The sequence below is a fragment of the Lelliottia sp. F153 genome (assembly GCF_002870005.1).
GTDB lineage: Bacteria > Pseudomonadota > Gammaproteobacteria > Enterobacterales > Enterobacteriaceae > Enterobacter > Enterobacter nimipressuralis.
Window position 1 is genome coordinate 647886 of sequence record NZ_PKFT01000001.1, and the last position, 22621, is coordinate 670506.

General features: G+C 54.5%; 22 protein-coding genes. 11 read left to right on the forward strand and 11 right to left on the reverse strand.

The window, feature by feature from the left end:
- The first annotated feature begins 287 nt into the window (after positions 1-287).
- Positions 288-1271 (forward strand): hypothetical protein, encoded by a 984-nt coding sequence (locus F153LOC_RS03065; RefSeq protein ID WP_102103651.1) that lies wholly within the window; start codon positions 288-290, stop codon positions 1269-1271.
- Between the two features lie 205 nt (positions 1272-1476).
- On the opposite strand, the gene F153LOC_RS03070 is transcribed toward F153LOC_RS03065, so the two are convergent.
- Entirely contained in the window at positions 1477-1959 is a 483-nt protein-coding gene (locus F153LOC_RS03070) for a glutathione peroxidase (protein WP_102103650.1), read from the reverse strand.
- 9 nt (positions 1960-1968) lie between these two features.
- Entirely contained in the window at positions 1969-4008 is a 2040-nt protein-coding gene (dcp, locus tag F153LOC_RS03075; protein ID WP_102103649.1) for a peptidyl-dipeptidase Dcp, read from the reverse strand.
- 295 nt (positions 4009-4303) lie between these two features.
- On the opposite strand from dcp, the gene ydfG reads away from it, so the two are divergent.
- On the forward strand, positions 4304-5050 hold the full coding sequence (gene ydfG / locus F153LOC_RS03080; RefSeq protein WP_102103648.1) for a bifunctional NADP-dependent 3-hydroxy acid dehydrogenase/3-hydroxypropionate dehydrogenase YdfG: 747 nt from the start codon (positions 4304-4306) through the stop codon (positions 5048-5050).
- Between the two features lie 91 nt (positions 5051-5141).
- Positions 5142-5828 (forward strand): GntR family transcriptional regulator, encoded by a 687-nt coding sequence (locus tag F153LOC_RS03085; protein ID WP_100780265.1) that lies wholly within the window; start codon positions 5142-5144, stop codon positions 5826-5828.
- A gap of 43 nt (positions 5829-5871) precedes the next feature.
- On the opposite strand, the gene F153LOC_RS03090 is transcribed toward F153LOC_RS03085, so the two are convergent.
- Complete coding sequence (locus F153LOC_RS03090) at positions 5872-6303, reverse strand: universal stress protein (RefSeq protein WP_100780266.1); 432 nt, start codon at positions 6301-6303, stop codon at positions 5872-5874.
- Between the two features lie 287 nt (positions 6304-6590).
- Here F153LOC_RS03090 and ydfZ point away from each other — a divergent pair, with 287 nt between their 5' ends.
- Positions 6591-6794, forward strand: coding sequence for a putative selenium delivery protein YdfZ (gene ydfZ / locus F153LOC_RS03095; RefSeq protein ID WP_100780267.1), 204 nt, complete (start codon positions 6591-6593; stop codon positions 6792-6794).
- Positions 6795-6838: 44 nt separating this feature from the next.
- On the opposite strand, the gene F153LOC_RS03100 is transcribed toward ydfZ, so the two are convergent.
- The 6 genes from F153LOC_RS03100 to F153LOC_RS03125 form a co-directional block, all read right to left on the reverse strand.
- Positions 6839-8302 (reverse strand): mannitol dehydrogenase family protein, encoded by a 1464-nt coding sequence (locus tag F153LOC_RS03100; protein WP_102103647.1) that lies wholly within the window; start codon positions 8300-8302, stop codon positions 6839-6841.
- A 139-nt stretch (positions 8303-8441) separates the two neighbouring features.
- Positions 8442-9812: an MFS transporter gene (locus tag F153LOC_RS03105; protein ID WP_102103646.1), complete on the reverse strand. Its 1371-nt coding sequence runs from the start codon at positions 9810-9812 to the stop codon at positions 8442-8444.
- A 53-nt stretch (positions 9813-9865) separates the two neighbouring features.
- Complete coding sequence (locus F153LOC_RS03110; RefSeq protein WP_100780270.1) at positions 9866-10885, reverse strand: Zn-dependent oxidoreductase; 1020 nt, start codon at positions 10883-10885, stop codon at positions 9866-9868.
- Positions 10886-10935: 50 nt separating this feature from the next.
- The gene (locus F153LOC_RS03115; protein WP_102103645.1) at positions 10936-12219 is read right to left on the reverse strand and encodes an MFS transporter; all 1284 of its coding nucleotides are present in this window, start codon (positions 12217-12219) and stop codon (positions 10936-10938) included.
- 19 nt (positions 12220-12238) lie between these two features.
- On the reverse strand, positions 12239-13453 hold the full coding sequence (rspA, locus tag F153LOC_RS03120) for a starvation-sensing protein RspA (RefSeq protein ID WP_102103644.1): 1215 nt from the start codon (positions 13451-13453) through the stop codon (positions 12239-12241).
- 111 nt (positions 13454-13564) lie between these two features.
- Positions 13565-13891, reverse strand: a complete 327-nt coding sequence (locus F153LOC_RS03125; RefSeq protein WP_100780273.1) for a YnfA family protein — start codon at positions 13889-13891, stop codon at positions 13565-13567.
- Between the two features lie 139 nt (positions 13892-14030).
- Between F153LOC_RS03125 and F153LOC_RS03130 the strand changes: the two genes are divergently transcribed.
- Both F153LOC_RS03130 and speG read left to right on the forward strand, forming a co-directional pair.
- The gene (locus F153LOC_RS03130) at positions 14031-14369 is read left to right on the forward strand and encodes a DUF1283 family protein (RefSeq protein WP_100780274.1); all 339 of its coding nucleotides are present in this window, start codon (positions 14031-14033) and stop codon (positions 14367-14369) included.
- Positions 14370-14393: 24 nt separating this feature from the next.
- Positions 14394-14954 (forward strand): spermidine N1-acetyltransferase, encoded by a 561-nt coding sequence (speG, locus tag F153LOC_RS03135; RefSeq protein WP_100780275.1) that lies wholly within the window; start codon positions 14394-14396, stop codon positions 14952-14954.
- Between the two features lie 54 nt (positions 14955-15008).
- Here the strand turns inward: speG and F153LOC_RS03140 are convergent, their stop codons facing one another.
- Together F153LOC_RS03140 and F153LOC_RS03145 are read right to left on the reverse strand one after the other, a co-directional pair.
- Positions 15009-15719 carry a YnfC family lipoprotein gene (locus F153LOC_RS03140; RefSeq protein ID WP_100780276.1) on the reverse strand — a complete coding sequence of 237 codons (711 nt, stop codon included), beginning with the start codon at positions 15717-15719 and terminating at the stop codon, positions 15009-15011.
- A gap of 108 nt (positions 15720-15827) precedes the next feature.
- Complete coding sequence (locus F153LOC_RS03145) at positions 15828-16859, reverse strand: methyltransferase (RefSeq protein WP_102103643.1); 1032 nt, start codon at positions 16857-16859, stop codon at positions 15828-15830.
- A 337-nt stretch (positions 16860-17196) separates the two neighbouring features.
- On the opposite strand from F153LOC_RS03145, the gene F153LOC_RS03150 reads away from it, so the two are divergent.
- The 5 genes from F153LOC_RS03150 (at position 17197) to osmX (ending at position 22616) form a co-directional block, all read left to right on the forward strand.
- Positions 17197-17502 (forward strand): DUF1161 domain-containing protein, encoded by a 306-nt coding sequence (locus F153LOC_RS03150; RefSeq protein ID WP_100780278.1) that lies wholly within the window; start codon positions 17197-17199, stop codon positions 17500-17502.
- 132 nt (positions 17503-17634) lie between these two features.
- Positions 17635-20073, forward strand: a complete 2439-nt coding sequence (gene ynfE, locus F153LOC_RS03155; RefSeq protein WP_102103642.1) for a selenate/tellurate reductase subunit YnfE — start codon at positions 17635-17637, stop codon at positions 20071-20073.
- Positions 20074-20085: 12 nt separating this feature from the next.
- A complete protein-coding gene (gene dmsD / locus F153LOC_RS03160; RefSeq protein ID WP_102103641.1) occupies positions 20086-20700 on the forward strand; it encodes a Tat proofreading chaperone DmsD in 615 nt (204 codons plus the stop codon).
- Positions 20701-20984: 284 nt separating this feature from the next.
- A complete protein-coding gene (gene osmY, locus F153LOC_RS03165; protein ID WP_100780281.1) occupies positions 20985-21698 on the forward strand; it encodes an osmoprotectant ABC transporter permease OsmY in 714 nt (237 codons plus the stop codon).
- Positions 21699-21716: 18 nt separating this feature from the next.
- Positions 21717-22616, forward strand: coding sequence for an osmoprotectant ABC transporter substrate-binding protein OsmX (gene osmX / locus F153LOC_RS03170; protein WP_102103640.1), 900 nt, complete (start codon positions 21717-21719; stop codon positions 22614-22616).
- The last annotated feature ends 5 nt before the right edge of the window (positions 22617-22621 follow it).

A 22621-nucleotide genomic window follows, 5' to 3' on the forward strand; every position in this document is an offset into this window, starting at 1 on the left:
CGCGCCCGGTAAATTTACGGCTCACTATAAAATCCGTCATCTACATTGCTAACGGATTTATAACGTTAAAAATCCGGAAGGGGCAAAATTATCTACTATCCTTAGTTCGTGGAATGCATTCCCAGTCTGATTTTTAAGTTTTCGTTTTTTAAGGTTTTACAGCTTTCCCTTTTATCTATGGCATTACCAGGCTCCTCAAGAGCCTTAATGTTGAAGGTGATAATGTTTCCTGTTTTTTCAATCAGTTCCTGGTTCCGAACGCAAAGATTAATCAAAGGACAACAGCTATGACTCACATTCACGAACACGCCTCCGTTAACACAACGTATCCTGATACGCGCCTGCCCGTGCCCGCCGCGAGCAGTAGCGCCGTCTCATGGGGCGCCATCTTTGCCGGTGCCGCAGCCGCAGCATCTCTCTCTTTGATATTACTTATATTGGGCGCAGGCCTGGGGCTTACGTCCGTGTCGCCATGGGAAAGCCGTGGGCTTGACGCGGGTACGGTGGGGATCGCGGCCATCGCCTGGCTGACGTTCACGCAAATTGTTGCGTCGGGTATGGGCGGCTATTTAGCCGGACGACTGCGCTCGAAGTGGGTCGATACCCACACCGATGAAGTTTACTTTCGCGACACTGCACACGGATTTTTAGCCTGGGCTGTGGCAGCGCTGGTCTCCGCAGCACTGTTAACGAGCACGATGAGTGCCATCGTTGGCGGGGGCGCTAAAGTGGTGGGTACCGTTGCCGGAGGTGCTGCGGTGGCCACGGCGACTGGCGCAGCGAGTATGGCGAACGGATCCTCGGCTGTAGAGGGTTCGTCAATGAACTATTTTGTTAACTCTCTGTTCAGGGCGAATAATCCTGGCACACCAGCAAACGGTGCAGCCGATCCCGCCTCTCCTGCCGCAGCGCCTGCTCCTGCAGCGCCCTCTCAGCAACACGTTTCTCCAGCACAGCTAGGTGAAGTGACCGGCATATTTGCCAATAGCATAACCACCGGCGCTTTACCTCAGGAAGATCGTCAGTATGTCGCCCAGCTGATTGCGCAAAACACGGGTATCACTCAGCAAGAGGCTGAGCAGCGGGTACAGAGCACCTATGACAAAGCCCAGGCTAAATTAAAAGAAGCGAAGGAGAAAGCGCAGCAAGCTGCTGATACCGCGCGCAAAACCACGAGCTATCTCATGCTGTGGACATTTATTTCTCTGCTGGCCGGTGCCTTTGTCGCCAGCCTGTGTGCGACCTTCGGTGGCCGTCAACGTGATTTATAATCTTTAATTAAGCGAGAGGTCTACAATGCGCTCATTATTACTGTTCTTCTTAGGCGTTCCTATTCCCATCATTATTCTGATTGCGCTGTTTTTCCATTAATGCGCTGGAGTAACAGACTGGCTGTTTAATCAGTCATATCAGAATTATTGCCTGTAAAACATAAATGCCCGTAAGGGCATTTATGTTTTCGACTTTCCCTGATACTTAGATTTTAAGTGCCGCAACGATGGCGGCCTCCATTTTCTCCGGAGTGGAGATGGGCGCAAAACGCTTGAGCGGCTTGCCGTCGCGCCCGATCAGGAACTTCGTGAAGTTCCACTTGATTCGCCCACCCAGCACGCCGGGCAAGGCTTCTTTTAGGTAACGAAAAACCGGGTGCGCCGCGTCGCCGTTGACTTCCACTTTCTCGAACATCGGGAAACTCACCCCGTAGTTGATGCGGCAGGTCTGGGTAATTTCTTCAGCGCCGCCAGGCTCCTGCTTACCAAACTGGTTGCAGGGAAAACCAAGCACCACCAGCCCCTGATCCGCGTACTTTTTGTAGAGCATTTCCAGGCCGGCGTACTGTGGCGTGAAGCCACAATGGCTGGCAGTGTTTACCACCAGAACCAGCTTACCCGCATAGTTGGCCATTGAGATGAACTGGCCTTGCAGGCTGGTGGCATTAAGTTGATGAAAAGTCGTCATGCGAAAACCTTATTCACTCAATCCACGATTCAGGAGCATCGCTTCAATCTTCGGATCGTGCCCACGCCACTGGCGATAAAGTTCAGCTAAATCAGTGCTGTTTCCGCGCGACAAAATCGCTTCACGGAATTTCTGCCCGTTTTCACGCGTTAATCCGCCCTCCTCGACAAACCACTGATAGCCGTCGTCTGCCAGCATTTGTGTCCAAAGATAGGCGTAATATCCTGCCGCATAACCGCCGCCAAAAATATGGGCAAAATAGCTGCTGCGATAGCGCGGCGGCACGGCGGGCAGATCCAGCCCCTCTTTTTTCAGCGCGGCGGTTTCAAACGCCTCAACATCGCAGACCGTTTCCTGCGCCCCGATGCCGTGCCAGTTCATGTCCAGCAGCGCCGCGCTCAGCAGCTCGGTCATGTCGTAGCCTTTGTTGAACTGCGTCGCGCTGAGCATTTTCTCGCGCAAGGCGTCCGGCATCGGCTCGCCGGTCTGATAGTGACGGGCATAGTTCGCAAACACCTGCGGATGGCTGGCCCAGTGTTCGTTAATTTGTGAAGGGAATTCCACAAAATCGCGCGGCGTGTTGGTGCCGGATAGTGTGGCAAAGCGCTGATCGGCAAACAGACCGTGCAGCGTGTGACCGAACTCGTGGAACAACGTGATCACATCATCCCAGGAGAGCAGCGCCACCTGGCCAGCGGCCGGTTTCTGGTAATTACAGACGTTGTAAATCACCGGGCGTGCGGAGAATTCATGGGATTGCTCAACGAAATTGCCCATCCACGCCCCGCCGCCTTTGGAATCACGTGCGAAGAAATCGCCGTAAAACAGTGCCATCCCTTCGCCGGTATGGTCGAAGATCTCCCACACGCGGACGTCCGGGTGATAGACAGGAATATCGAAACGTTCGACAAAACGGATGCCAAACAGCTGGCTGGCCGCCCAGAACACGCCATCGCGCAGGGCATTATCAAGAGCGAAATAGGGTTTAATCTGCGATTCATCGAGGGCGTATTTTTCAAGGCGCACGCGCTCCGCGTAATAGGCCCAGTCCCAGGCCTGCACGCTAAAATCCCCCTGCTCGCCATCGATCACTTTCTGGATGTCTGCCTGCTCACGCTCGGCGCGCGCTCTCGCGGCTGGGACGATCCCGCGCATAAACTTCAGCGCTGCGTCAGGCGTTTTCGCCATCTGATTGGCAATGCTCCAGCTGGCATAACTCTCGAACCCCAGCAGTTGCGCGCGGCGTGCGCGCAGTTGTGCCAGGCGCAGCACAATCTCACGGGTGTCGTTTTCATCGCCTTTTTGCGTGCGCGTCCAGCCCGCACTGAACAGTTTTTCCCGCGTCTTACGGTCGTGTAGCGCCGCAAGCGCCGGTTGTTGGGTGGTGTTGAGCAACGGAATCAGCCAGCAGTGAGCCAGCCCTTTCTCCGCAGCGGCACGCGCGGCCGTCGCGATCTCCTCGCCACTCAGCCCCTCAAGCAGGTGAACATCATCCACCACCAGCCCACCGGCTTTATCCGCCGCCAGAAGATGCTGATTAAATTGGCTGGTGAGGGACGCGGCCTCGGTATTCAGCGCTTTTAACTCGGCTTTTTGCTCGTCGGTTAGCTGCGCACCGGCCAAAATAAAGTGCTGATACGTCTCTTCCACCAGGCGACGGGACTCGGCATCCAGCGACGCGGCCCCTTCCCGCACCGCCGCGACGCGTGAAAATAGCGTGTTATTCAGCCAGATATCATTAGCCAGTCCGGCCAGTTCGGTGGAAAAGGCTTCGTCCAGTTCCTGTAAAAAATCATTGGTATGCGCCGAGGTCATCGCGAAAAAGACGCTGCTGACGCGGGAAAGCATCGCGCCGCTTTTTTCCAGCGCCAGAATGGTGTTGGTGAAATCGGGTGCGGCGGTGTTAGCAATGATGGCATCAATATCTGCGCGCTTCTGGCGCATCGCCTCATCAAATGCCGGGCGGTAGTGGCTGTCTTCGATTACGTCGAATCGAGGTGCCTGGTAAGGCAATACGCTGACTTCAAAAAATGGATTGGAAACCGACATCGTTGACTCCTGGGCACATAATTATCCTCCCAGAGTAGGACAGGCAGCAGTGAGCTGCAATCCCCATTAACAGCAGACTGATTGCTGCAAGATATTCTGTTTCCGGGATCATTAAGAAACCCAGTAAGACCCGGTTTTGAATTCCAGGCGATATAAATGTATCGCTGATATTTACTGATGACGTGACCTTTGTTGACGGAAAAGTCGATCATTTAGCGATACAAAAGTTGCCTTAACGGTGTGCCAGATGCCGTGCTATGGTTGTACAACACAAAAAGCGTTGAGGAACAGTGAGATGATCGTATTAGTTACCGGGGCAACGGCGGGTTTTGGTGAAAGCATCACGCGTCGCTTCGTCGCCAACGGGCATAAAGTGATTGCAACAGGCCGTCGTCAGGAGCGTTTACAGGAGCTGAAAGACGAGCTTGGCGATAGCATTCTGACGGCGCAGCTGGACGTGCGTAATCGCGCCGCCATTGAAGAGATGCTTGCGAACCTGCCTGCCGAATGGCGTGCCATTGATATTCTGGTGAACAACGCCGGTCTGGCGCTGGGTCTGGAGCCTGCGCACAAAGCCAGCGTAGAAGACTGGGAAAACATGATCGACACCAACAATAAAGGTCTGGTGTACATGACCCGCGCGGTGCTGCCTGGCATGGTCGAGCGCAACCGTGGGCATGTGATCAATATCGGCTCTACCGCCGGGAGCTGGCCTTACGCGGGCGGAAACGTGTACGGCGCAACCAAAGCCTTTGTACGTCAGTTCAGCCTGAACCTGCGCACCGACCTGCACGGTACGGCTATCCGCGTGACGGATATCGAGCCAGGTCTGGTGGGCGGCACGGAATTTTCCAACGTGCGTTTCAAAGGTGATGATGCGAAAGCCGGCAAAACCTATGAGAACACCGAAGCCCTGACGCCGGAAGATGTGACCGAAACCGTCTGGTGGGTCGCGACGTTGCCAAAACACGTCAACATCAATACCGTCGAAATGATGCCTGTTAGCCAGAGTTTTGCAGGTTTAAGCGTGCATCGCGGCTGATACTTCCCTGCCCGGCCTGCGGGTCGGGTATGGGATGCGCGGCAAAAGAATGGTAGTATTGAAGCGTTAACTCTCTGAGAAACCACATCCAATGGCCGCCGAATCGCAACTTAATCCTACCCAACCTGTTAATCAGCAAATCTACCGCATTTTGCGACGTGATATCGTCCATTGCCTGATTCCGCCTGGCACTCCGCTCTCTGAAAAAGAGGTATCGGTACGCTTTGACGTGTCCCGCCAGCCGGTTCGCGAAGCTTTTATTAAGCTTGCGGAAAACGGGTTGATTCAGATTCGCCCGCAGCGCGGCAGCTACGTCAATAAGATCTCCCTCTCGCAGGTGCGCAACGGCTGTTTCGTCCGTCAGGCGATAGAGTGCGCGGTTGTGCGTCGGGCGGCGTCGCTGGTCGACGAGCATCAGTGCTATCTTCTGGAACAAAACCTCCACCAGCAGCGCATTGCAATTGAACGCACACAGATCAATGATTTTTTCCAGCTTGACGATGAGTTTCACCAGAAGCTGGCGCAAATTGCCGACTGTCAGCTGGCGTGGGATACCATTGAAAATATTAAAGCGACGATGGACCGCGTGCGCTATATGAGTCTCGATCACGTCTCCCCGCCGGAAATGCTGCTGCGTCAGCATCACGATATTTTTGCCGCGCTGGAAAAACGCGACGGTGACGCCATCGTCAAAGCGATGACCGTGCATTTGCAGGAAATTGGCGAGTCGGTTCAGCTTATTCGCCAGGAAAACAGCGACTGGTTTACGGAAGATTAATGATAACCGCATCCCGCGTAAATTCCGGGATGCGGTTCAGGATTTAGCGTACCACTAATACCGGTATTTTGGCGTAGCGAATAACAGATTCCGCGTTCGAGCCAAGCAGATGGCTGGATAAACCGGGCGTCTTAGAGCCGATAACAATCACCTCATAATCATCTTTATTGCTCATACTGATGATCTCATCGCGAACATTGCCAAAACGTACTTCGGTGTGAATATTCTCCGGCGCGATATCAAACAAACGTTTTAATTCATTCATCTTTTTCTCTGACTCGCTGACCATATAAGCCTCAAATTTTTTGATGTCAGAGTTAAAGCCGCGCAGCAACGAGCGGCTGCTGATGGGCAGGATGTTCAGCAGCGTGATGGTGGCGTTATCCGCCTTCGCCAGGAACTCGGCGTGGCGTACCGCTTTATCGCTCAGATTCATTTCAAATACGTCCACAGGCATCAATATTTTCTTGTACATAAGCCCTTCCTTATTCAAATAAAAATAATTACTTATCTGTCTTCAGAGTGACATGCCTATTTGAAACGAAGGATAAACCATTCACTGAGGGAACTATCAATAAACGAAAACAATTGTCCGTTTTGTCAATTTACGTCTGAGCGGGGCTATGCGGATAAAATGCAGACAAAAAAGTGTGACCTTGATCAAAAACAAAAAAATGTTGCCGCAAGAGGCGTATTTATATTCTCCCGTCAGCGGCTGGAACTGTATATCGCCGTGATGTGTTGAGAAGAGGAGAAATAACCATGATGACTTACGACCGCAACCGCAACGCTATTACCACTGGTAGCCGTGTAATGATTAACGGCACTGGCCATATTGGGGTAATCCGCGCAATTCACGCCGAGGGGCTGGATGCGACCCAGGTACGCCGCAATAAAACGGTAGAAGTGGAAGGTTGTGAAGGCAAGTTCGAACCGATTGAACTGATTCGTCTGGGAATGCACTAACAGGTGCAATGACATGCCGCCGCACGCGGCGGCATGAGTCGAGATTATTTCTGAGAGACAGTCTGCGCCACGGTTGCTTTAGCGCCCTGCTCCAGCAACATTTTATATGCGTGCATTACCGCATCCACAAAACGTGCTTCCAGCGGCAGTTCATTGCCGAAAATCGCCTCAATTCCCAGCAGCGCCTTCACGCGGCTTTCGCCTTCGACACTGCCCTTCACCGCAGCCTGAATCGTTGTCAGCAAGGGATCGCAGACTTCAATCGTGTCTCCACTTTCATCCACACCACCGACATAACGCATCCAGCCTGCCACGCCCAGCGCCAGCAGCGGGAAGCTCTGCTGATGCGCCAGATGCCAGCGCACGGAATCGAGCATACGCTGCGGTAACTTCTGACTGCCGTCCATCGCGATTTGCCAGGTGCGGTGACGTAGCGCCGGGTTACTGTAGCGCGCAATCAGCAGGTCAGCGTAGCGCGCCAGGTCGACCCCTTTGACCTTCAGAGTTGGTGCCTGTTCGTTGAGCATCAGCGCATGGGCTGCACGGCGATAGTTCTCGTCTTCCATACAGTCGTTGATGTGCTGGTAGCCCGCCAGATAGCCGAGATAGGCAAGGAAAGAGTGGCTGCCGTTGAGCATACGCAGTTTCATCTCTTCGAACGGAATCACATCAGCCACCAGCTCTGCGCCTGCTTTTTCCCACTCAGGGCGCCCGGCGACAAAGTTGTCTTCAATTACCCATTGGCGGAAAGGTTCACAGGCCACGCCAGCCGGATCGCGAACGCCGGTAATCTGCTCGATTTTATCCAGCGTCTCTGCCGTCACGGCCGGAACAATGCGATCGACCATCGTCGACGGGAACGTCACGTTCGCTTCAATCCAGTCTGCCAGCTCAGCGTTAACGGCACGCGCATACGCACAGGTGACGTTACGCATCACATGGCCGTTTTCCGGCATATTGTCGCAGGACATCACGCTGAACGCCGGTAAGCCCGCAGCTTTGCGGCGTGCCAGCGCTTCGACCACCACGCCCGGCGCGGATTTTGGCTGCTGCGGGTTTTGCAGATCGGCGGCAATCAGCGGGTGATCGAGCATCAGTTGCCCGGTCGCAGGCGCGTGGCAGTAGCCTTTTTCGGTGATAGTGAGTGAAACAATCGCCACCTGCGGCTCGCACATGGCGGCCAGCACGGTTTCCAGACTATCTACCTGCGCGTGAAGGGCGTTTTTCACCACGCCGACGACGCGAGCGGTCCAGGCATCGGCGGACATTTCCGCCACGGTGTAGAGATTATCCTGGGCTTTGAGATCGGCAATCTGCTGTTCGCCGCCAATCAGATTGACTTCGGTGTAGCCCCAGTCGCTATGGTGCTCAGCCGCCAGGATATCGGTGTAAACGGCCTGATGGGCGCGGTGAAACGCACCGAAACCCAGGTGCACGATACGTGGTACCAGTATGTTACGGTCATAAGCAGGAAGTGTCGCTTTGGCATTCAACAATTTATTATTCATGAGGAGGCTCATTTAGGTGAGAGGTCGTCGAATCTGAGGAGGTAGACCATCTCACGCAATTGGTATGACATCTTTGATTTTCATCAACTACCATACAAGAAGAGAAGAAAAGGCGGGATCACGCTCCCGCCCCATCAGGTTACTGATTCACCGTATGCCCGAGAGGCACTGCCGAACCCGATTTTTCGGCGGCATCTTCCGCGAGGCTCAGATCGCGGTCGCGCACTTCCGGCATCAGGAAAGCAGACACCAGCCCAATCAGGGAGTAGACCACCATCATCGCCACAATCGGCCACCATGAGCCGGTCATGTTGCAGAAAATCCCCGCCAGCACCGGGCCAAAACCGACCGCCACCAGACCACCGGCCTCTTTTGAAATCGCCATCCGCGTGAAACGGTTACACGAGCCAAACATCTCCGCCATGGTGATGTTTTCCAGCGCAAACAACCCCAGCACTGCAAAGTTATGGATGATGATGATCGACAGCATGATCACCCCTGGGTTGTAGCTTTTATCGACGATAATCGACAGCATCGGGTACGCCAGAATAATGGCGGAAATATTGAGCAGAATGTACGGCAGACGACGCCCGACCTTATCGGAGAGCCAGCCCAGCAGCGGGATCGTGATAAACCCGAGAATGGAGCTGATCATCAGCGCGTCGGTCGGAATGCTTTTATTGAACAGCAGCGTCTGCACCAGATAGCCCGCGAGGAACGTCTGAATCAGACCGGAGTTTCCCGCCTGACCAAAGCGCAGGCCGGTTGCCAGCCAAAAGGATTTGCTTTTAAACATCGCCCCCAGAGAGGTCTCTTCTGCCGTCACCACTGGGCTGCTCTCATCGTTGACCTTCTCAAACACCGGGCTTTCTTTGAGGTTCATTCGCAGCCAGATGGCGAAGATCATCACCACGACGCTGGCGAGGAAAGGTACGCGCCAGCCCCAGGCGACCAGCTCTTCACGGTCAAGGGCAAAGAACATTACCGCCCATATCGCCGTGGCGCTTAAGGTCCCGCAGTTGGTCCCCATTGCGACTAGCGATGAGATAATCCCGCGTTTCCCTTTCGGCGCGTATTCCGCAAGCATTGTCCCCGCACCCGAAATTTCCGCCCCGGCACCCAGCCCCTGGATAATACGCAGCGTCACCAGCAGAACCGGTGCAAAAATCCCGATCTGCGCGTAGGTTGGCAGAACGCCAATCAGCGTGGTACAGATCCCCATCATGGTGATGGTGATAAACAGCACCTTTTTACGCCCGATCCGGTCGCCCATTTTGCCGAAGATAAACGCCCCGACGATGCGCGCAATATAGCCCGCGCCGTAGGTCCCCATCGCCAGAATCAACGCCATCGCAGCGGACTGCTCCGGGAAGAATATTTCATGAAAGACCAGCGCCGCACCCAGCGAATAGAGCTGGAAATCCATGAATTCCAGCGCGGTGCCAAGCCAGCCGGACACCGCCGCTTTCACCAGATCCGACGTCGTTCTTTGAGGTTGTGTCTGAGTCATAATGGCTATCTCTGAATGTAGGTAAGATGCGTACCACTTAACCGCGTGTGTTGTTATTGGCCGAACGTCAGCAAGACTTTGCAGCACTGCCGCTGGTCTTTCTCAAACAGTTCGATGGCGTCTGTCACGTGGTGATAGTCAAAAGTGTGGGTAATCAGTTTTTCCGGGTCGATCAGCCCCTTTTCCAGCCAGTCGATGACCACCGGGAATTTGTTGGCATTCAGGCGAGATGAGAATATCGACAGCTCTTTGCCGGTAATACCCTGCTGAGTTACCTGGCTCGGGTCGCTGGAGAAGCCCATCAGCACGATGCGACCGCCCGGTGACGCGAGGGTAACCGCCTCCTGCAATATCGTCGGATGGCAGGCGGCATCGATGATTAACGTCGGTTTTATCCCCTTCTCATCCAGCGCCGCCTGCAGAGACTGTTCCGCGTTGTTGAACACCCAGTCCGCGCCGCTGCGTTTAGCCATTTCAAGCCGTTCATCGATGCGATCGACGACGATCACCTGTTTCACGTTATAGACGCCTTTGAGCGCCTGAACGGTCACGAGTCCCATCGGACCGGCACCGTAAATCAGCGCAATGTCCTTGTCCGTCGGCTGAGCGTGACCGGTGACGTTGGCCGCAATGGTGAAAGGCTCCACCATTACCGCGTGGCGATCGGAAATCGTATCCGGGATGGTCCATGCATTTTTCGCCGGAACCACGGCATATTCGCTAAACCCGCCGTCACGATGCACACCCAAAACCACCAGCGACGTGCAGACATTCGGTTTGCCGACTGAGCAAGGCCAACACTCTCCGCAGCTGATCACCGGGTCCACGGATACGCGCTGCCCGAGACGCGCTTTTTCCACGCCCTCTCCGACTGCGTCAATCACGCCAAAGAATTCGTGGCCAATGACACGCGGGTATTTCGCAAACGGGTTGTGACCGCGATAAATATGGCTGTCGGAGCCGCAAATCCCGGCTAAGGTGATTTTGACGCGGACTTCGCCCGGTGCCGGAACGGGCAACGGACGCTCTTCGATCAACAGCTCATTCGGTTTTTGAATAACGATGCTTTTCATGGTTGCTCCTGATCGATCCCTTTCTTACATAACGCGTTGTTAATAAGAAATTAATCAATCCTGTGTTTGACAATAAAGAGATAACACATCGCCCCAACAAAGGTGACGCAGGCCGCGACAACCAGGGCGAGATTAAAGGAATGCGTTTTATCGACGATCCAGCCGGTCACGACCGGCGCGAACGAGGCAAAAACAAAGCTGCCGAAGTTCTGGATGGCGGCAACGGAGGCGACTTTGCTTTCAGCGACCATCACCTGTACCAGGCCCCACGCGGAGGTTCCGGCAAAGTGGACGCAAAACAGGGCTAACGAAATAAAGGTGACGGCTTCCGCCGGGGACGACGATTGCACCACCAGCAGAGTGCCTAAAGCCGACAGGATCAATCCCACCACAATCGCCGTTTTGCGCGTTTTGGCGAGGTCATAGCCTTTTTTGGCAAGTGCATCGATCACCAGTCCGTTGACCCACATCCCGACGGCTGCCGCCAGGAACGGGATCGCCGAAACCCAGCCGGTCTTTGCCAGGCTAAAGCCCTGCTGGGCCTGCAGATAGCCGGGCAGCCAGGCGATATACAACCAGCCGGTGTAGTTCACGCCAGAGAACCCTAAAATCATTCCCCAGGTGGTGCGGCGTTTGAACAACGCACTCCATTCGCTAAAACGTAACGTTGGGCGCGGTTTTACCGGCGCGGAAAGGTATTCGCGTTCTTCCGGGTGGAAAGCGAACTGCGCGCGGTTGCGATACCAGGCGTACCAGCAAACGCCGACTATCACCCCCAGCAGACCAATGATCACGAACATGGCCCGCCAGCCCCACAGGATTTGCATTGTCACCAGGATCGGTGGCGCAATGGCCTGCCCCAGAACCGTTGAGGAGTTAAAAATCCCCAGCGCGGTCCCCCGCTCTTTTTGAACATACCAGTCGGTGATGGATTTCACCCCGGCAGGCATAAAGGGCGCTTCGCCAATCCCTAAGCCAATGCGCAGCAGGATAAAATGGCTAAAGGAGTTCACCATGCCGGTGAGGGCCTGCATCAATGACCAGAAGATTACGCCTGCGCCCAACACCAGTCGTGGCCCGTAGCGATCGAGCAATATGCCGGAAGGCAGTTGCGCCAGTCCGTACGAAAGTGAAAATGCGGAAAGCAAAAAGCCAAATTCTGTTGCCGACAGCCCCATGTCACCGCGAATGGCTTCACCGGCCACGCTCAGTGAGGAGCGGTCCAGAAAATTGACAATCCCTGCCAGGAATAACAGCACCAGAGTGAGGGTCTGGATTTTTTTAATCCGCGCAGGCTTGGTTAAACTTTCTGTATTGATAGTTTCAGTTGTCATACGGACTCCCGATCTCAATTTACCAGTTCCACAAGGTGCCATCTTCCAGGCGGGCGACCGGCAGATACGCCGGGTCGTACGGATATTTCGCGGCCAGTTTTTCATCAAACTCAATGCCGAGACCCGGCTTATCGCCCGGATGCATATAGCCGTTATCGAAGCTCCAGCTGTGCGGGAAGACCTCCAACATTTGCTCGGAATAGCCCATGTACTCCTGAACGCCAAAGTTCGGCACCCACAGGTCGAAATGCAGCGCGGCGGCGTGGCAAATCGGCGACAGATCGGACGGGCCGTGCGAGCCGGTGCGCACCTGATAAAGCGAGGCGAAATCGGCAATCCGGCGCATCCCGGTGATCCCGCCCGCGTGGGTAATGGTGGTGCGGATGTAATCGATCAGCTGCTCTTCGATTAGCTGTTTGCAGTCCCAGATACTGTTGAACACCTCCCCGACGGCAATCGGTGTGACCGTGTGCTGGCGGATGAGGCGGAAGCACTCCTGGTTTTCGGCGGGCGTCGGATCTTCCATCCAGAACATGCGGTATTGTTCGATGCTCTTGCCAAAACGGGCCGCCTCGATGGGGGTCAGGCGGTGATGCATGTCATGCAGAAGATGTTCGTTAAAGCCGAACTGGTTACGCACGGCGTCGAACAGTTTAGGGGTGAAATCGAGGTATTTTTCCGTGGACCACAGCTGCTCTTCAGGCCAGTCGCCCTTGGTCGCCGGTTCGTAGGCCAGCCCTTTCCCTTTCGCCATGCCGTAGGTGGTTTTCATGCCCGGAACGCCGCACTGCACGCGGATCGCCTTGAAACCCATCTCTTTGTGACGCGCGTAATCTTCCAGCACATCATCGATGGTGTGCCCGGTAGTGTGGCAATAAACCATGACACCTTCGCGCGATGCACCGCCCAGCAGCTGATACAGAGGCATACCGGCGGCTTTGGCTTTGATATCCCACAGGGCCATATCGACAGCGGAAATCGCCGACATGGTGACTGGCCCGCGCCGCCAGTAGGCGCCTTTATAGAAGAACTGCCAGATATCTTCGATGCGGTGCGCATCGCGGCCAATCAGCTGCGGACAAAGGTGATCTTTCAGATAGGAGGCAACAGAAAGCTCGCGTCCATTTAAGGTGGCATCACCCAGGCCGACGATCCCGTCGTCCGTGGTGATTTTAAGGGTGACAAAATTACGACCCGGGCAGGTGACAAAGACTTCGGCCCCGACAATTTTCATGATCCAGTTCCTTACATCGCTCAGTGTGATGCAAGGAACTTACTTAATTACGCAACTACCATACAAGTATAGTGATCAAAAAATCTTCCACAGATCACAAAACAAAGGCGCTTATGCGCGCCCCCAGCCTGCCACGATGATCAACATCCCACACAGTGCAATCAGCGCGCCAGCCCAGTCGTAGGCGCTGAGCTTCACGCCATCGACCACCCGCAGCCAGACAAGCGCCGTGCAGACATAAACACCGCCGTACGCGGCGTACACGCGCCCGCTGGCCGCCGGATGTAACGTCAGTAGCCAGACAAACAGCGCCAGCGCGATCCCCGCCGGAAGTAACAGCAATACCGATGCCCCACGTTTCAGCCACAGGTACGGCAGGAAGCAGCCGAGGATTTCGCACAGCGCGGTCGCAAAGAAAAGTAAGGTTGTTTTAATCATTTTGACGAGTGAGTGAGAATAGGTTTAACCATGATACGCGATAATGGCGCGACCATTACCCTGCCTGCCGCGTGGGTATGCCACCTATTCAGATTGGTGTAGAATTGACCCTGGGTAAACCCACTACAAGGAACATGCAATGAGTACATTACGCAAACGCTTCTGTCTGGCGGCCATGCTCTCCCTGACGGCGTTCGCCTTTACGGCCCCCGCCTCCGCCAACACCAGCAAACTGATCATTGAGTCGGGTGACAGCGCGCAGAGCCGTCAGAATGCCGCAATGGATAAAGAACAATGGAATGACACCCGCAGCCTTCGCCAGAAAGTTAACAAACGCGTTGAAAAAGAGTGGGACAAAGATGATGTCGCTTTTGATATGCGTGATAAATGCCAGCAAAGCGCGAACGTGAATGCTTACTGGGAACCGAATACCCTGCGCTGCCTGGATCGTCGTACCGGTCGTTCGGTCGCGCCTTAATTTCGACAGCCAGAAAGGATGATTATGGCCAGCCCGTTAACGGTAAAACTCAGACCGCTGGAGCGCGAGGATTTGCGCTTCGTTCACCAGCTCGATAATAACGCCAGCGTCATGCGTTACTGGTTCGAAGAGCCTTACGAAGCATTTGTTGAGCTGTCGGATCTGTACGATAAACATATTCACGACCAGAGCGAGCGCCGTTTCGTTGTCGAGTGCGACGGAGAAAAAGCCGGTCTGGTCGAACTGGTTGAGATTAACCACGTCCACCGCCGGGCGGAGTTTCAGATCATTATTTCGCCGGAATACCAGGGGAAAGGCCTTGCCACCCGGGCGGCGAAACTGGCGATGGATTACGGATTTACGGTGCTCAACCTGTATAAGCTGTATCTGATCGTCGATAAAGAGAATGAAAAAGCCATCCATATTTACCGTAAACTCGGGTTTATGGTTGAAGGCGAACTGATTCATGAGTTCTTTATCAACGGCGAGTACCGCAACACCATTCGCATGTGTATTTTCCAGGATCGCTACCTGGCAGAACACAGAGCTACCGGAAGCCAGCTTCTGAAACCCACCGCACAGTGACGCGTTTTTACGCCGGGTAGCGGCTTCGCCCCACCCGGCTTAAACGCCTGCCAGTCAGTAATATTCAATACTGTTTTTAATGGTGTACTTGTGCGCCACCGCCGGTTTCACGCTGTCATCCACAATATGTAACTCGCAACTTACCGGGTTATTGTGGCGATCGTAATCACAGCTCTGTTTCACCGACCCTAGCGGTTTGTCGTTAAGCAGGCTGACGGCAGAGTAATCGAGCTTTTTGCGCTTATCGTTCGACGGGGTGGCCGACACCGACAGATGCTGATCGCCAGATACCGTGGTTTTACCCAGCGGATAGCCGTCAGCGTCGTAGCGGTACTTCACTTCCATTGCCTTCCCGTGTGCCGTGACGATAAATCCGTTATCGTCTGTATCCCATGTCACGCCCGCCGAGGGCAGCTCAGCCAGCTGGCATTTTCCCTGCAGCTTGATTTTTTGCTGCTGGGTTTCTGCATCCAGATAAAAATTGGCGTCCAGCACCAGCGCCACGCCGGTGTTCGCGTCCAGATCGTGCAACTCCAGGGTATCGAAACACCCCTCCTGCGAGAGCGATCCTGTGACGCGTTTACTCACTTCCCCTTTCTCATTGAACAGCGTCTGGGTGAAGTCTTTTACCGGCCCGCGCAGGGGATCAAAATCAAATTCGTTCGAAAAGCTGGCCATCTCCGGCGTAAACGACAGCGGCGCGGAGGCGTTATCACACCCCGCCAGCACGCCTGTCAGCGCAATCATTACTGCTAGTTTCTTCACATTCTCACCGATGCGTGAACATTATTACCTCACATATTAGCAAATACAGAGGGTTACTTTTTAGCGAAACACAGCAGCAATGATGACATTTGTGAGCCCGGCGACGCGTCAGGCCGGTACCGCCTCCACAATGGATAAATAGGATGGTGTGTGGATCACCCGGTTTATCTTCAGCCCGGCGTGACCTAACAAGTCTGCATACTCTTTCTCCGTACGAGCACGTCCGCCGTCGAAACCCGACAGCAAGAGAAGATCAATTTCATACCTTCCCTGCTCGTTATCTTGCTCTTTAATCAGCGGCTCCAGAATTAATAAGCGGGAACTGGCTTTCATCGCTTTACGACAGGTATGTAATATCTGGCTGGCTTTTTCGTCTGGCCAGTCCATCAAAATATATTTCAGCATATAAATATCAGCTACCGGGCAGGCTTCGAAAAAACTCCCTGCAATGGTTTCCCAGCGAGATGTATTGCCTAATAAATGCAAACTGTTTTCGCTAACTACGTTGTCGCGATCAAATAAAATACCGTGCAGAGTGGGATTACGCCGCAAAACCGTCAATAAAAGATTCCCCAGCCCACCGGCTATATCAACGACCGTGGCATTTTCTGGGAAATGATAATTATCTACCAGCATGTCGTTTTCGACGCTCGACATCGAGGCCATCCCGGCATGAAAACCGTCGTCGCCTGACGGTGTTTTTTTCGTCCCCCAGTACTCATAAAACGGCATGCCAAATAATTCGTTAAAGACCGGCCTGCCTTTTACGATATCCGTCATCTCCCCGGCGGGCTGCCAGAGGGTTTTATCCGTTAACATCAGCACGGCTTCGCGCAAGGAGTACGGGGTGTCAGACCGCAAAAACTGTGCGGCGGGGGTCAGGGTAAACAGACCATCGTCAGTCTGGCTAAACACCTCGCGAGAGGCCAGGGTTCGCATGACCCGATACAGATAGCCGGCATCGACATTCAGCTCCTGCGCGAGCTGCTCTGCGGTTTTATCTTCGTCTTTAAGATGATCCGCAACCCGTAGTAACGCAGCGGTACGCAGGGCAGCCTGCCAGACAAATCCCATGCACTGCTCTAACACATACATTCCATCCTGACGCTCTTTTTTCGTCAAACTTTTTTGGCTTAACATTTTATTTCTCCTGTTCCGTAATATTTAAAAGTACAGAATTAAAATGAAACGTCAGCCAATAAGCCTAACGGGCATAATTAAATAAGCCACTCGCTCAATTTTATTTTCATTGCCGACGCTGGAAATTAAAATCCACATTCAAAATAAATAATGTACAGGAATATGGCCAACGAATGGATTTATTAGAAGGCTACTCATCGCTCGCTTAAATAATCACATCGCGCACTTAACCAGAATTAAATTCACTCTCGGATTTTTCAGAAAATTTCGCGGCAATACAACTATTTACATTATGCCTGCTAAAATAAGACTCACACACAGAGAGAAGGAGCCACACATGAAACGGTTACCCTGGATTACCGCGCTGCTGTTAGCAGGCATTTCCCCTGCTGTTCTGGCCGCCCCCGACTCGTGCGAGCGCGTGAAAAGTGATATTCAGCAACGCATTATCAATAACGGCGTGCCTGAATCCGGTTTTAGCCTGAACATTGTGCCAAACGATCAGGCCGACCAGGCGGATGCGCAGGTGGTGGGACATTGCGCGAACGATACCTTTAAAATTCTCTACACCCGTACCGGCAGCAGCAGCGCACCTGCGGGTGGCGCGGGGACGCAAGACAATGCGCCGAACGAACCGCAGTAATTTATCTGCGGGAATTCCCTTAGCTTGATAAGGATTAATGTTTATTACCCCTGAATAGGTAAAACTCACTCCATCATTACCCGGTGCTTATCGCGGGTAAAACCCTACGCAATGACAAAGATGGAGTGAGTCATGTCCGATATCGAACATCACGGCGGGATCAGCCGTCGAACTCTCGTTAAATCCACTGCAATTGGCTCTCTGGCGCTCGCTGCCGGAGGGATTTCACTACCCTTCGGCCTGAAAAGTGCCGCTGCTGCCGTACAACAGGCGGTACAGCCTGCCACGGATAAAGTGGTCTGGGGCGCCTGCTCAGTGAACTGTGGCAGCCGCTGCGCCCTGCGATTACACGTCCGCGACGACGAAGTTTACTGGGTCGAAACCGACAACACCGGCGAGGATATTTACGGCAATCATCAGGTGCGCGCCTGTTTGCGTGGCCGCTCGATCCGCCGCAGAATCAACCATCCCGACCGTCTTAACTACCCAATGAAGCGCGTCGGCAAGCGCGGTGAAGGCAAGTTTGAACGTATCACCTGGGATGAAGCCCTTGATACGATCACCCGCAGTCTGAAAGGCGTGGTGGAGAAATACGGCAACGAAGCCGTGTATATCAACTACTCCTCCGGCATCGTCGGCGGCAACATTACCCGCTCCTCGCCGTATGCCTCGCTGGTGGCGCGACTGATGAACTGCTACGGCGGATTTCTCAGCCACTACGGCACCTACAGCACCGCGCAAATCGCCTGCGCCATGCCTTACACCTACGGCTCCAATGACGGCAACAGCACCTCGGATATCGAAAACACCAAACTGGTGGTGATGTTTGGCAACAATCCGGCGGAAACACGTATGAGCGGCGGCGGGATCACCTATTTTCTGGAACAGGCGCGTGAACGCTCAAATGCGCGCATGATCGTCATCGATCCGCGCTACACCGATACCGCCGCAGGACGCGAAGATGAGTGGATTCCAATCCGCCCAGGCACCGACGCCGCGCTGGTCGCGGGTATTGCCTGGGTGTTAATCGACGAAAACCTGGTCGATCAGCCCTTCCTCGACACCTATTGCGTCGGCTACGACGAAAAAACGCTGCCCGCCGATGCGCCCGCAAACGGCCACTACAAAGCCTATATTCTCGGCCAGGGCGAAGACGGTACGGCCAAAACGCCGCAATGGGCGTCACGCATCACCGGTATTCCCGCTGACAGAATCATCAAACTCGCCCGGGAAATCGGTAGCACAAAACCGGCGTATATTTGCCAGGGATGGGGACCACAGCGTCAGGCCAACGGCGAGCTGACATCCCGCGCCATCGCCATGCTACCGATTTTGACCGGCAATGTGGGGATCAACGGCGGTAACAGCGGTGCCCGTGAATCCACCTACACCATCACCATTGAGCGGATGCCGCTCCCGGATAACCCGGTCAAAACCCAGATCTCCTGCTTCAGCTGGACCGATGCCATTGTGCGTGGCCCGGAGATGACCGCCACCCGCGACGGTGTGCGCGGCAAAGATAAGCTGGATGTGCCGATTAAATTCATCTGGAACTATGCCGGTAACACCATCACCAACCAGCATTCCGATATCAACAAAACCCACGATATTTTGCAGGACGAAAGCCTGTGCGAAACCATTGTGGTGATCGACAACTTTATGACCTCGTCGGCGAAATACGCCGATATTCTGCTGCCCGATCTGATGACCGTCGAACAGGAAGATATTATTCCTAACGACTACGCGGGTAACATGGGCTATCTGATTTTCCTCCAGCCCGTCACCGCGCCGAAATTTGAACGTAAACCGATCTACTGGATCATGAGCGAAGTGGCGAAGCGCCTGGGACCGGATGTCTATCAGCAGTTCACCGAAGGGCGTACACAGGAGGAGTGGTTAAAACTGCTGTACGCGAAAATGCTTGAGAAAGATCCACAGCTGCCCTCCTACGACGCCCTCAAAGAGATGGGCATTTACAAGCGCAAAGATCCGAACGGCCACTTTGTGGCGTACAAGCAATTCCGTGACGACCCGCAGGCCAATCCGCTGAAAACGCCGTCGGGCAAAATTGAGATCTACTCGAGCCAGCTGGCGAAAATTGCCAGCAGCTGGGAGCTGGAAAAAGACGAAACCATCAGTCCGCTGCCGATATACGCCTCAACATTTGACGGCTGGGACGCACCGGAGCGCAGCAAGTTCCCGCTGCAGTTGTTTGGTTTCCACTTTAAGGCACGCACCCACTCCAGCTACGGCAATATTGATATCTTACAGGCCGCCTGCCGTCAGGAAGTGTGGCTTAACCCGGTCGATGCCGATCAGCGTGGCATTAAAAATGGCGATCTGGTGCGGGTGTTTAACGCCCGTGGCGAGGTGCGTATTCCGGTAAAAGTGACGCCGCGCATCATGCCTGGCGTCAGCGCGATGGGCCAGGGCGCATGGCACGATGCAAATATGAGCGGTGATCGTGTCGACCACGGTTCGTGCATCAACACCCTGACCACACACCGCCCGTCGCCGCTGGCGAAAGGCAACCCGCAGCACACCAACCTGGTGCAGATCGAGAAGGTTTAAAGGAACGTTGTTATGAATGAAGTGTTACCGCGCGAATCTTTCGCACTGAGTGCCCGGGTGTTGGGAGCCTTGTTTTATTTCTCACCCGACAGCGAGCAGGCCGTTCCGCTGGTGTCAGCGCTGACCACCAGCGACTGGCACCTGGACTGGCCGCTGACGCAGGACGATTTACGGCCCATCGCTGAGACCTTGCGCACCACTGCCGACGAGCCGCTGGCGGATGCCTGGCAGCGTCTGTTCATCGGCCCGTGGGCGTTGCCTGCGCCGCCATGGGGTTCCGTGTGGCTCGATCGTGAATCGGTGCTGTTTGGCGATTCGACGCTGGCCCTGCGCCAGTGGATGCGGGAAAACGCCATCGCTTTCGAGGTACAGCAAAACGAGCCGGAAGACCATTTCGGCACGCTGCTGATGCTGGCCGCCTGGCTTGCCGAAAATGGACGCGACGCCGAGCGCGATCAACTCCTGGCATGGCATTTGCTGCCGTGGAGCCAGCGCTTTTTGACGGTATTCATTGAAGAAGCCGGTCATCCGTTTTACGTCGGCCTTGCTCAGCTTGCCCGCCAGACGCTGGCCAGCTGGCAATCCTCCCTGTTGATCCCGGTCGCCGACAAACCGTTGTATCGCTAATCGTCTCTTCGCACGGCACTTACCTGCCGTGCGAAACCCCTCGTTTGTGACGGTGTCACTTCTTAAGTTTTACCTTTAGGACTATTCTGCCCGCATCCCCTGAGGCCTTACTCCATAAGGCGTAACACCCTGTTTACATTGCCATCTTCCCTGAACTGATTTTCTCTGCCGCTGGAACCCTTCCCAATCGCTTGCTATAGGTCATGTACCCCTGCCGAAACATGGCATAACAACAGGCAATCAATGGGTTGCTATAACGCATGCGCACAGGGAGACACACCGCAATGCACTCATCATTACTGACACGTACGCTGCTTTTCATCGGCGCGATTATTGCAGTTCTCGCTCTCCTCGCCTGGGGAATTGGGCTGGATACGATCAAAGCGCGCCAGGTTGACCTGCTCTATCTCGGTCAACAGCACCTGATTTTAGTTTTCTCTTCCATGTTCTTTGCCCTGTTAGTCGGGATCCCGAGCGGAATATTACTGAGCCGCCCGGCCGCGCGTGGCACCGCCGAATACGTGATGCAAATCTTTAACGTCGGCAACACCCTGCCACCGCTGGCGGTTCTGGCCCTGGCGATGGTGGTACTCGGTATCGGTGACAAACCGGCGATTATCGCCCTGTTCCTGGCGTCGCTGCTGCCGATTGTGCGTAACACCTATGCCGGATTGTGCTCGGTTCCCGCCTCACTGCTCGAAGCCGCTAACGGTATCGGGATGACCAAATGGCAACGTCTGCGTCAGGTGGAGATCCCTAACGCCTGGCCGGTAATGCTCTCCGGCATTCGCATCGCCACGGCGATCAATGTCGGTACCGCACCGCTGGCCTTCCTGATCGGTGCCAGCAGCTACGGCGAGCTGATTTTCCCTGGCATCTATCTGAACGATTTCCCGACCCTGATTCTGGGTGCGGCGGCCACGGCGCTCTTCGCGCTGATTCTGGATACGCTTTTGGCTGCACTGGGCCGTCTGATGAGCCCACATATCGCACGATAACAATAACAAGGAGCAAGTATGAGACTGTCTTCACGCCTGGCGGCCCTGTTTACCGCCGCGCTGTTGGTCAGCCAGGCCCAGGCCGCACCGCTGATTCTGGCGACCAAGAGCTTTACCGAGCAGCATATTTTATCTGCCATGACCGTACAGTATCTGCAAAAGAAAGGGTTTCAGGTTCAGCCGCAAACCAATATCGCGACGGTCATTTCCCGGAATGCGATGATCAACAAGCAGATTGATATGACGTGGGAGTACACCGGGACGTCGCTGATTATCTTTAACCACATCAATAAACGCATGTCGCCGCAGGAGTCCTACGACACGGTGAAACGCCTGGACGCGAAACACGGTCTGGTGTGGCTTAAACCGGCGGATATGAACAACACCTACGCGTTCGCCATGCAACGTAAACGCGCCGAAGCCGAGCACATCAACACGATGTCCGAGATGGTGGCCAAAATTGAGCAGATCCGCAAAACCGATCCGGACAACAACTGGCTGCTGGGCTTAGACCTGGAATTCGCCGGGCGTAGCGATGGCATGAAGCCGCTGCAGGAAGCCTATCAGATGGAACTGGACCGTCCGCAAATTCGCCAGATGGACCCTGGCCTTGTGTATAACGCCGTGCGCGACGGTTTTGTCGATGCGGGCCTGATCTACACCACTGACGGGCGCGTGAAAGGCTTCGATTTGAAAGTGCTGGAAGATGATAAAGGCTTCTTCCCGAGCTATGCGGTCACACCGGTGGTGCGCAAAGACACCCTCGCGGCCAACCCTGGTCTGGAAGAGGCGCTTAACACCCTCTCCGGCCAGCTTAATAACGACGTTATCACCGAGCTGAATAAAAAGGTTGATATCGACCATCAGTCACCGCAGCAGGTCGCCCGTGATTTCCTGCGTAGCAAGCAGCTGCTGTAAGGAGG

Excerpts from the sequence above, each read along its gene's own strand:
- osmY (WP_100780281.1), top strand. The coding sequence starts at position 20,985 with ATGCACTCATCATTACTGACACGTACGCTGCTTTTCATCGGCGCGATT.
- osmX (WP_102103640.1), top strand. The coding sequence starts at position 21,717 with ATGAGACTGTCTTCACGCCTGGCGGCCCTGTTTACCGCCGCGCTGTTG.
- speG (WP_100780275.1), top strand. The coding sequence starts at position 14,394 with ATGGCCAGCCCGTTAACGGTAAAACTCAGACCGCTGGAGCGCGAGGAT.
- F153LOC_RS03115 (WP_102103645.1), bottom strand. The coding sequence starts at position 12,219 with ATGACAACTGAAACTATCAATACAGAAAGTTTAACCAAGCCTGCGCGG.
- F153LOC_RS03065 (WP_102103651.1), top strand. The coding sequence starts at position 288 with ATGACTCACATTCACGAACACGCCTCCGTTAACACAACGTATCCTGAT.
- F153LOC_RS03150 (WP_100780278.1), top strand. The coding sequence starts at position 17,197 with ATGAAACGGTTACCCTGGATTACCGCGCTGCTGTTAGCAGGCATTTCC.
- rspA (WP_102103644.1), bottom strand. The coding sequence starts at position 13,453 with ATGAAAATTGTCGGGGCCGAAGTCTTTGTCACCTGCCCGGGTCGTAAT.
- ynfE (WP_102103642.1), top strand. The coding sequence starts at position 17,635 with ATGTCCGATATCGAACATCACGGCGGGATCAGCCGTCGAACTCTCGTT.
- F153LOC_RS03070 (WP_102103650.1), bottom strand. The coding sequence starts at position 1,959 with ATGACGACTTTTCATCAACTTAATGCCACCAGCCTGCAAGGCCAGTTC.
- F153LOC_RS03105 (WP_102103646.1), bottom strand. The coding sequence starts at position 9,812 with ATGACTCAGACACAACCTCAAAGAACGACGTCGGATCTGGTGAAAGCG.
- F153LOC_RS03130 (WP_100780274.1), top strand. The coding sequence starts at position 14,031 with ATGAGTACATTACGCAAACGCTTCTGTCTGGCGGCCATGCTCTCCCTG.
- dcp (WP_102103649.1), bottom strand. The coding sequence starts at position 4,008 with ATGTCGGTTTCCAATCCATTTTTTGAAGTCAGCGTATTGCCTTACCAG.
- ydfG (WP_102103648.1), top strand. The coding sequence starts at position 4,304 with ATGATCGTATTAGTTACCGGGGCAACGGCGGGTTTTGGTGAAAGCATC.
- F153LOC_RS03110 (WP_100780270.1), bottom strand. The coding sequence starts at position 10,885 with ATGAAAAGCATCGTTATTCAAAAACCGAATGAGCTGTTGATCGAAGAG.
- F153LOC_RS03145 (WP_102103643.1), bottom strand. The coding sequence starts at position 16,859 with ATGTTAAGCCAAAAAAGTTTGACGAAAAAAGAGCGTCAGGATGGAATG.
- ydfZ (WP_100780267.1), top strand. The coding sequence starts at position 6,591 with ATGATGACTTACGACCGCAACCGCAACGCTATTACCACTGGTAGCCGT.
- F153LOC_RS03085 (WP_100780265.1), top strand. The coding sequence starts at position 5,142 with ATGGCCGCCGAATCGCAACTTAATCCTACCCAACCTGTTAATCAGCAA.
- F153LOC_RS03100 (WP_102103647.1), bottom strand. The coding sequence starts at position 8,302 with ATGAATAATAAATTGTTGAATGCCAAAGCGACACTTCCTGCTTATGAC.
- F153LOC_RS03090 (WP_100780266.1), bottom strand. The coding sequence starts at position 6,303 with ATGTACAAGAAAATATTGATGCCTGTGGACGTATTTGAAATGAATCTG.
- F153LOC_RS03125 (WP_100780273.1), bottom strand. The coding sequence starts at position 13,891 with ATGATTAAAACAACCTTACTTTTCTTTGCGACCGCGCTGTGCGAAATC.
- dmsD (WP_102103641.1), top strand. The coding sequence starts at position 20,086 with ATGAATGAAGTGTTACCGCGCGAATCTTTCGCACTGAGTGCCCGGGTG.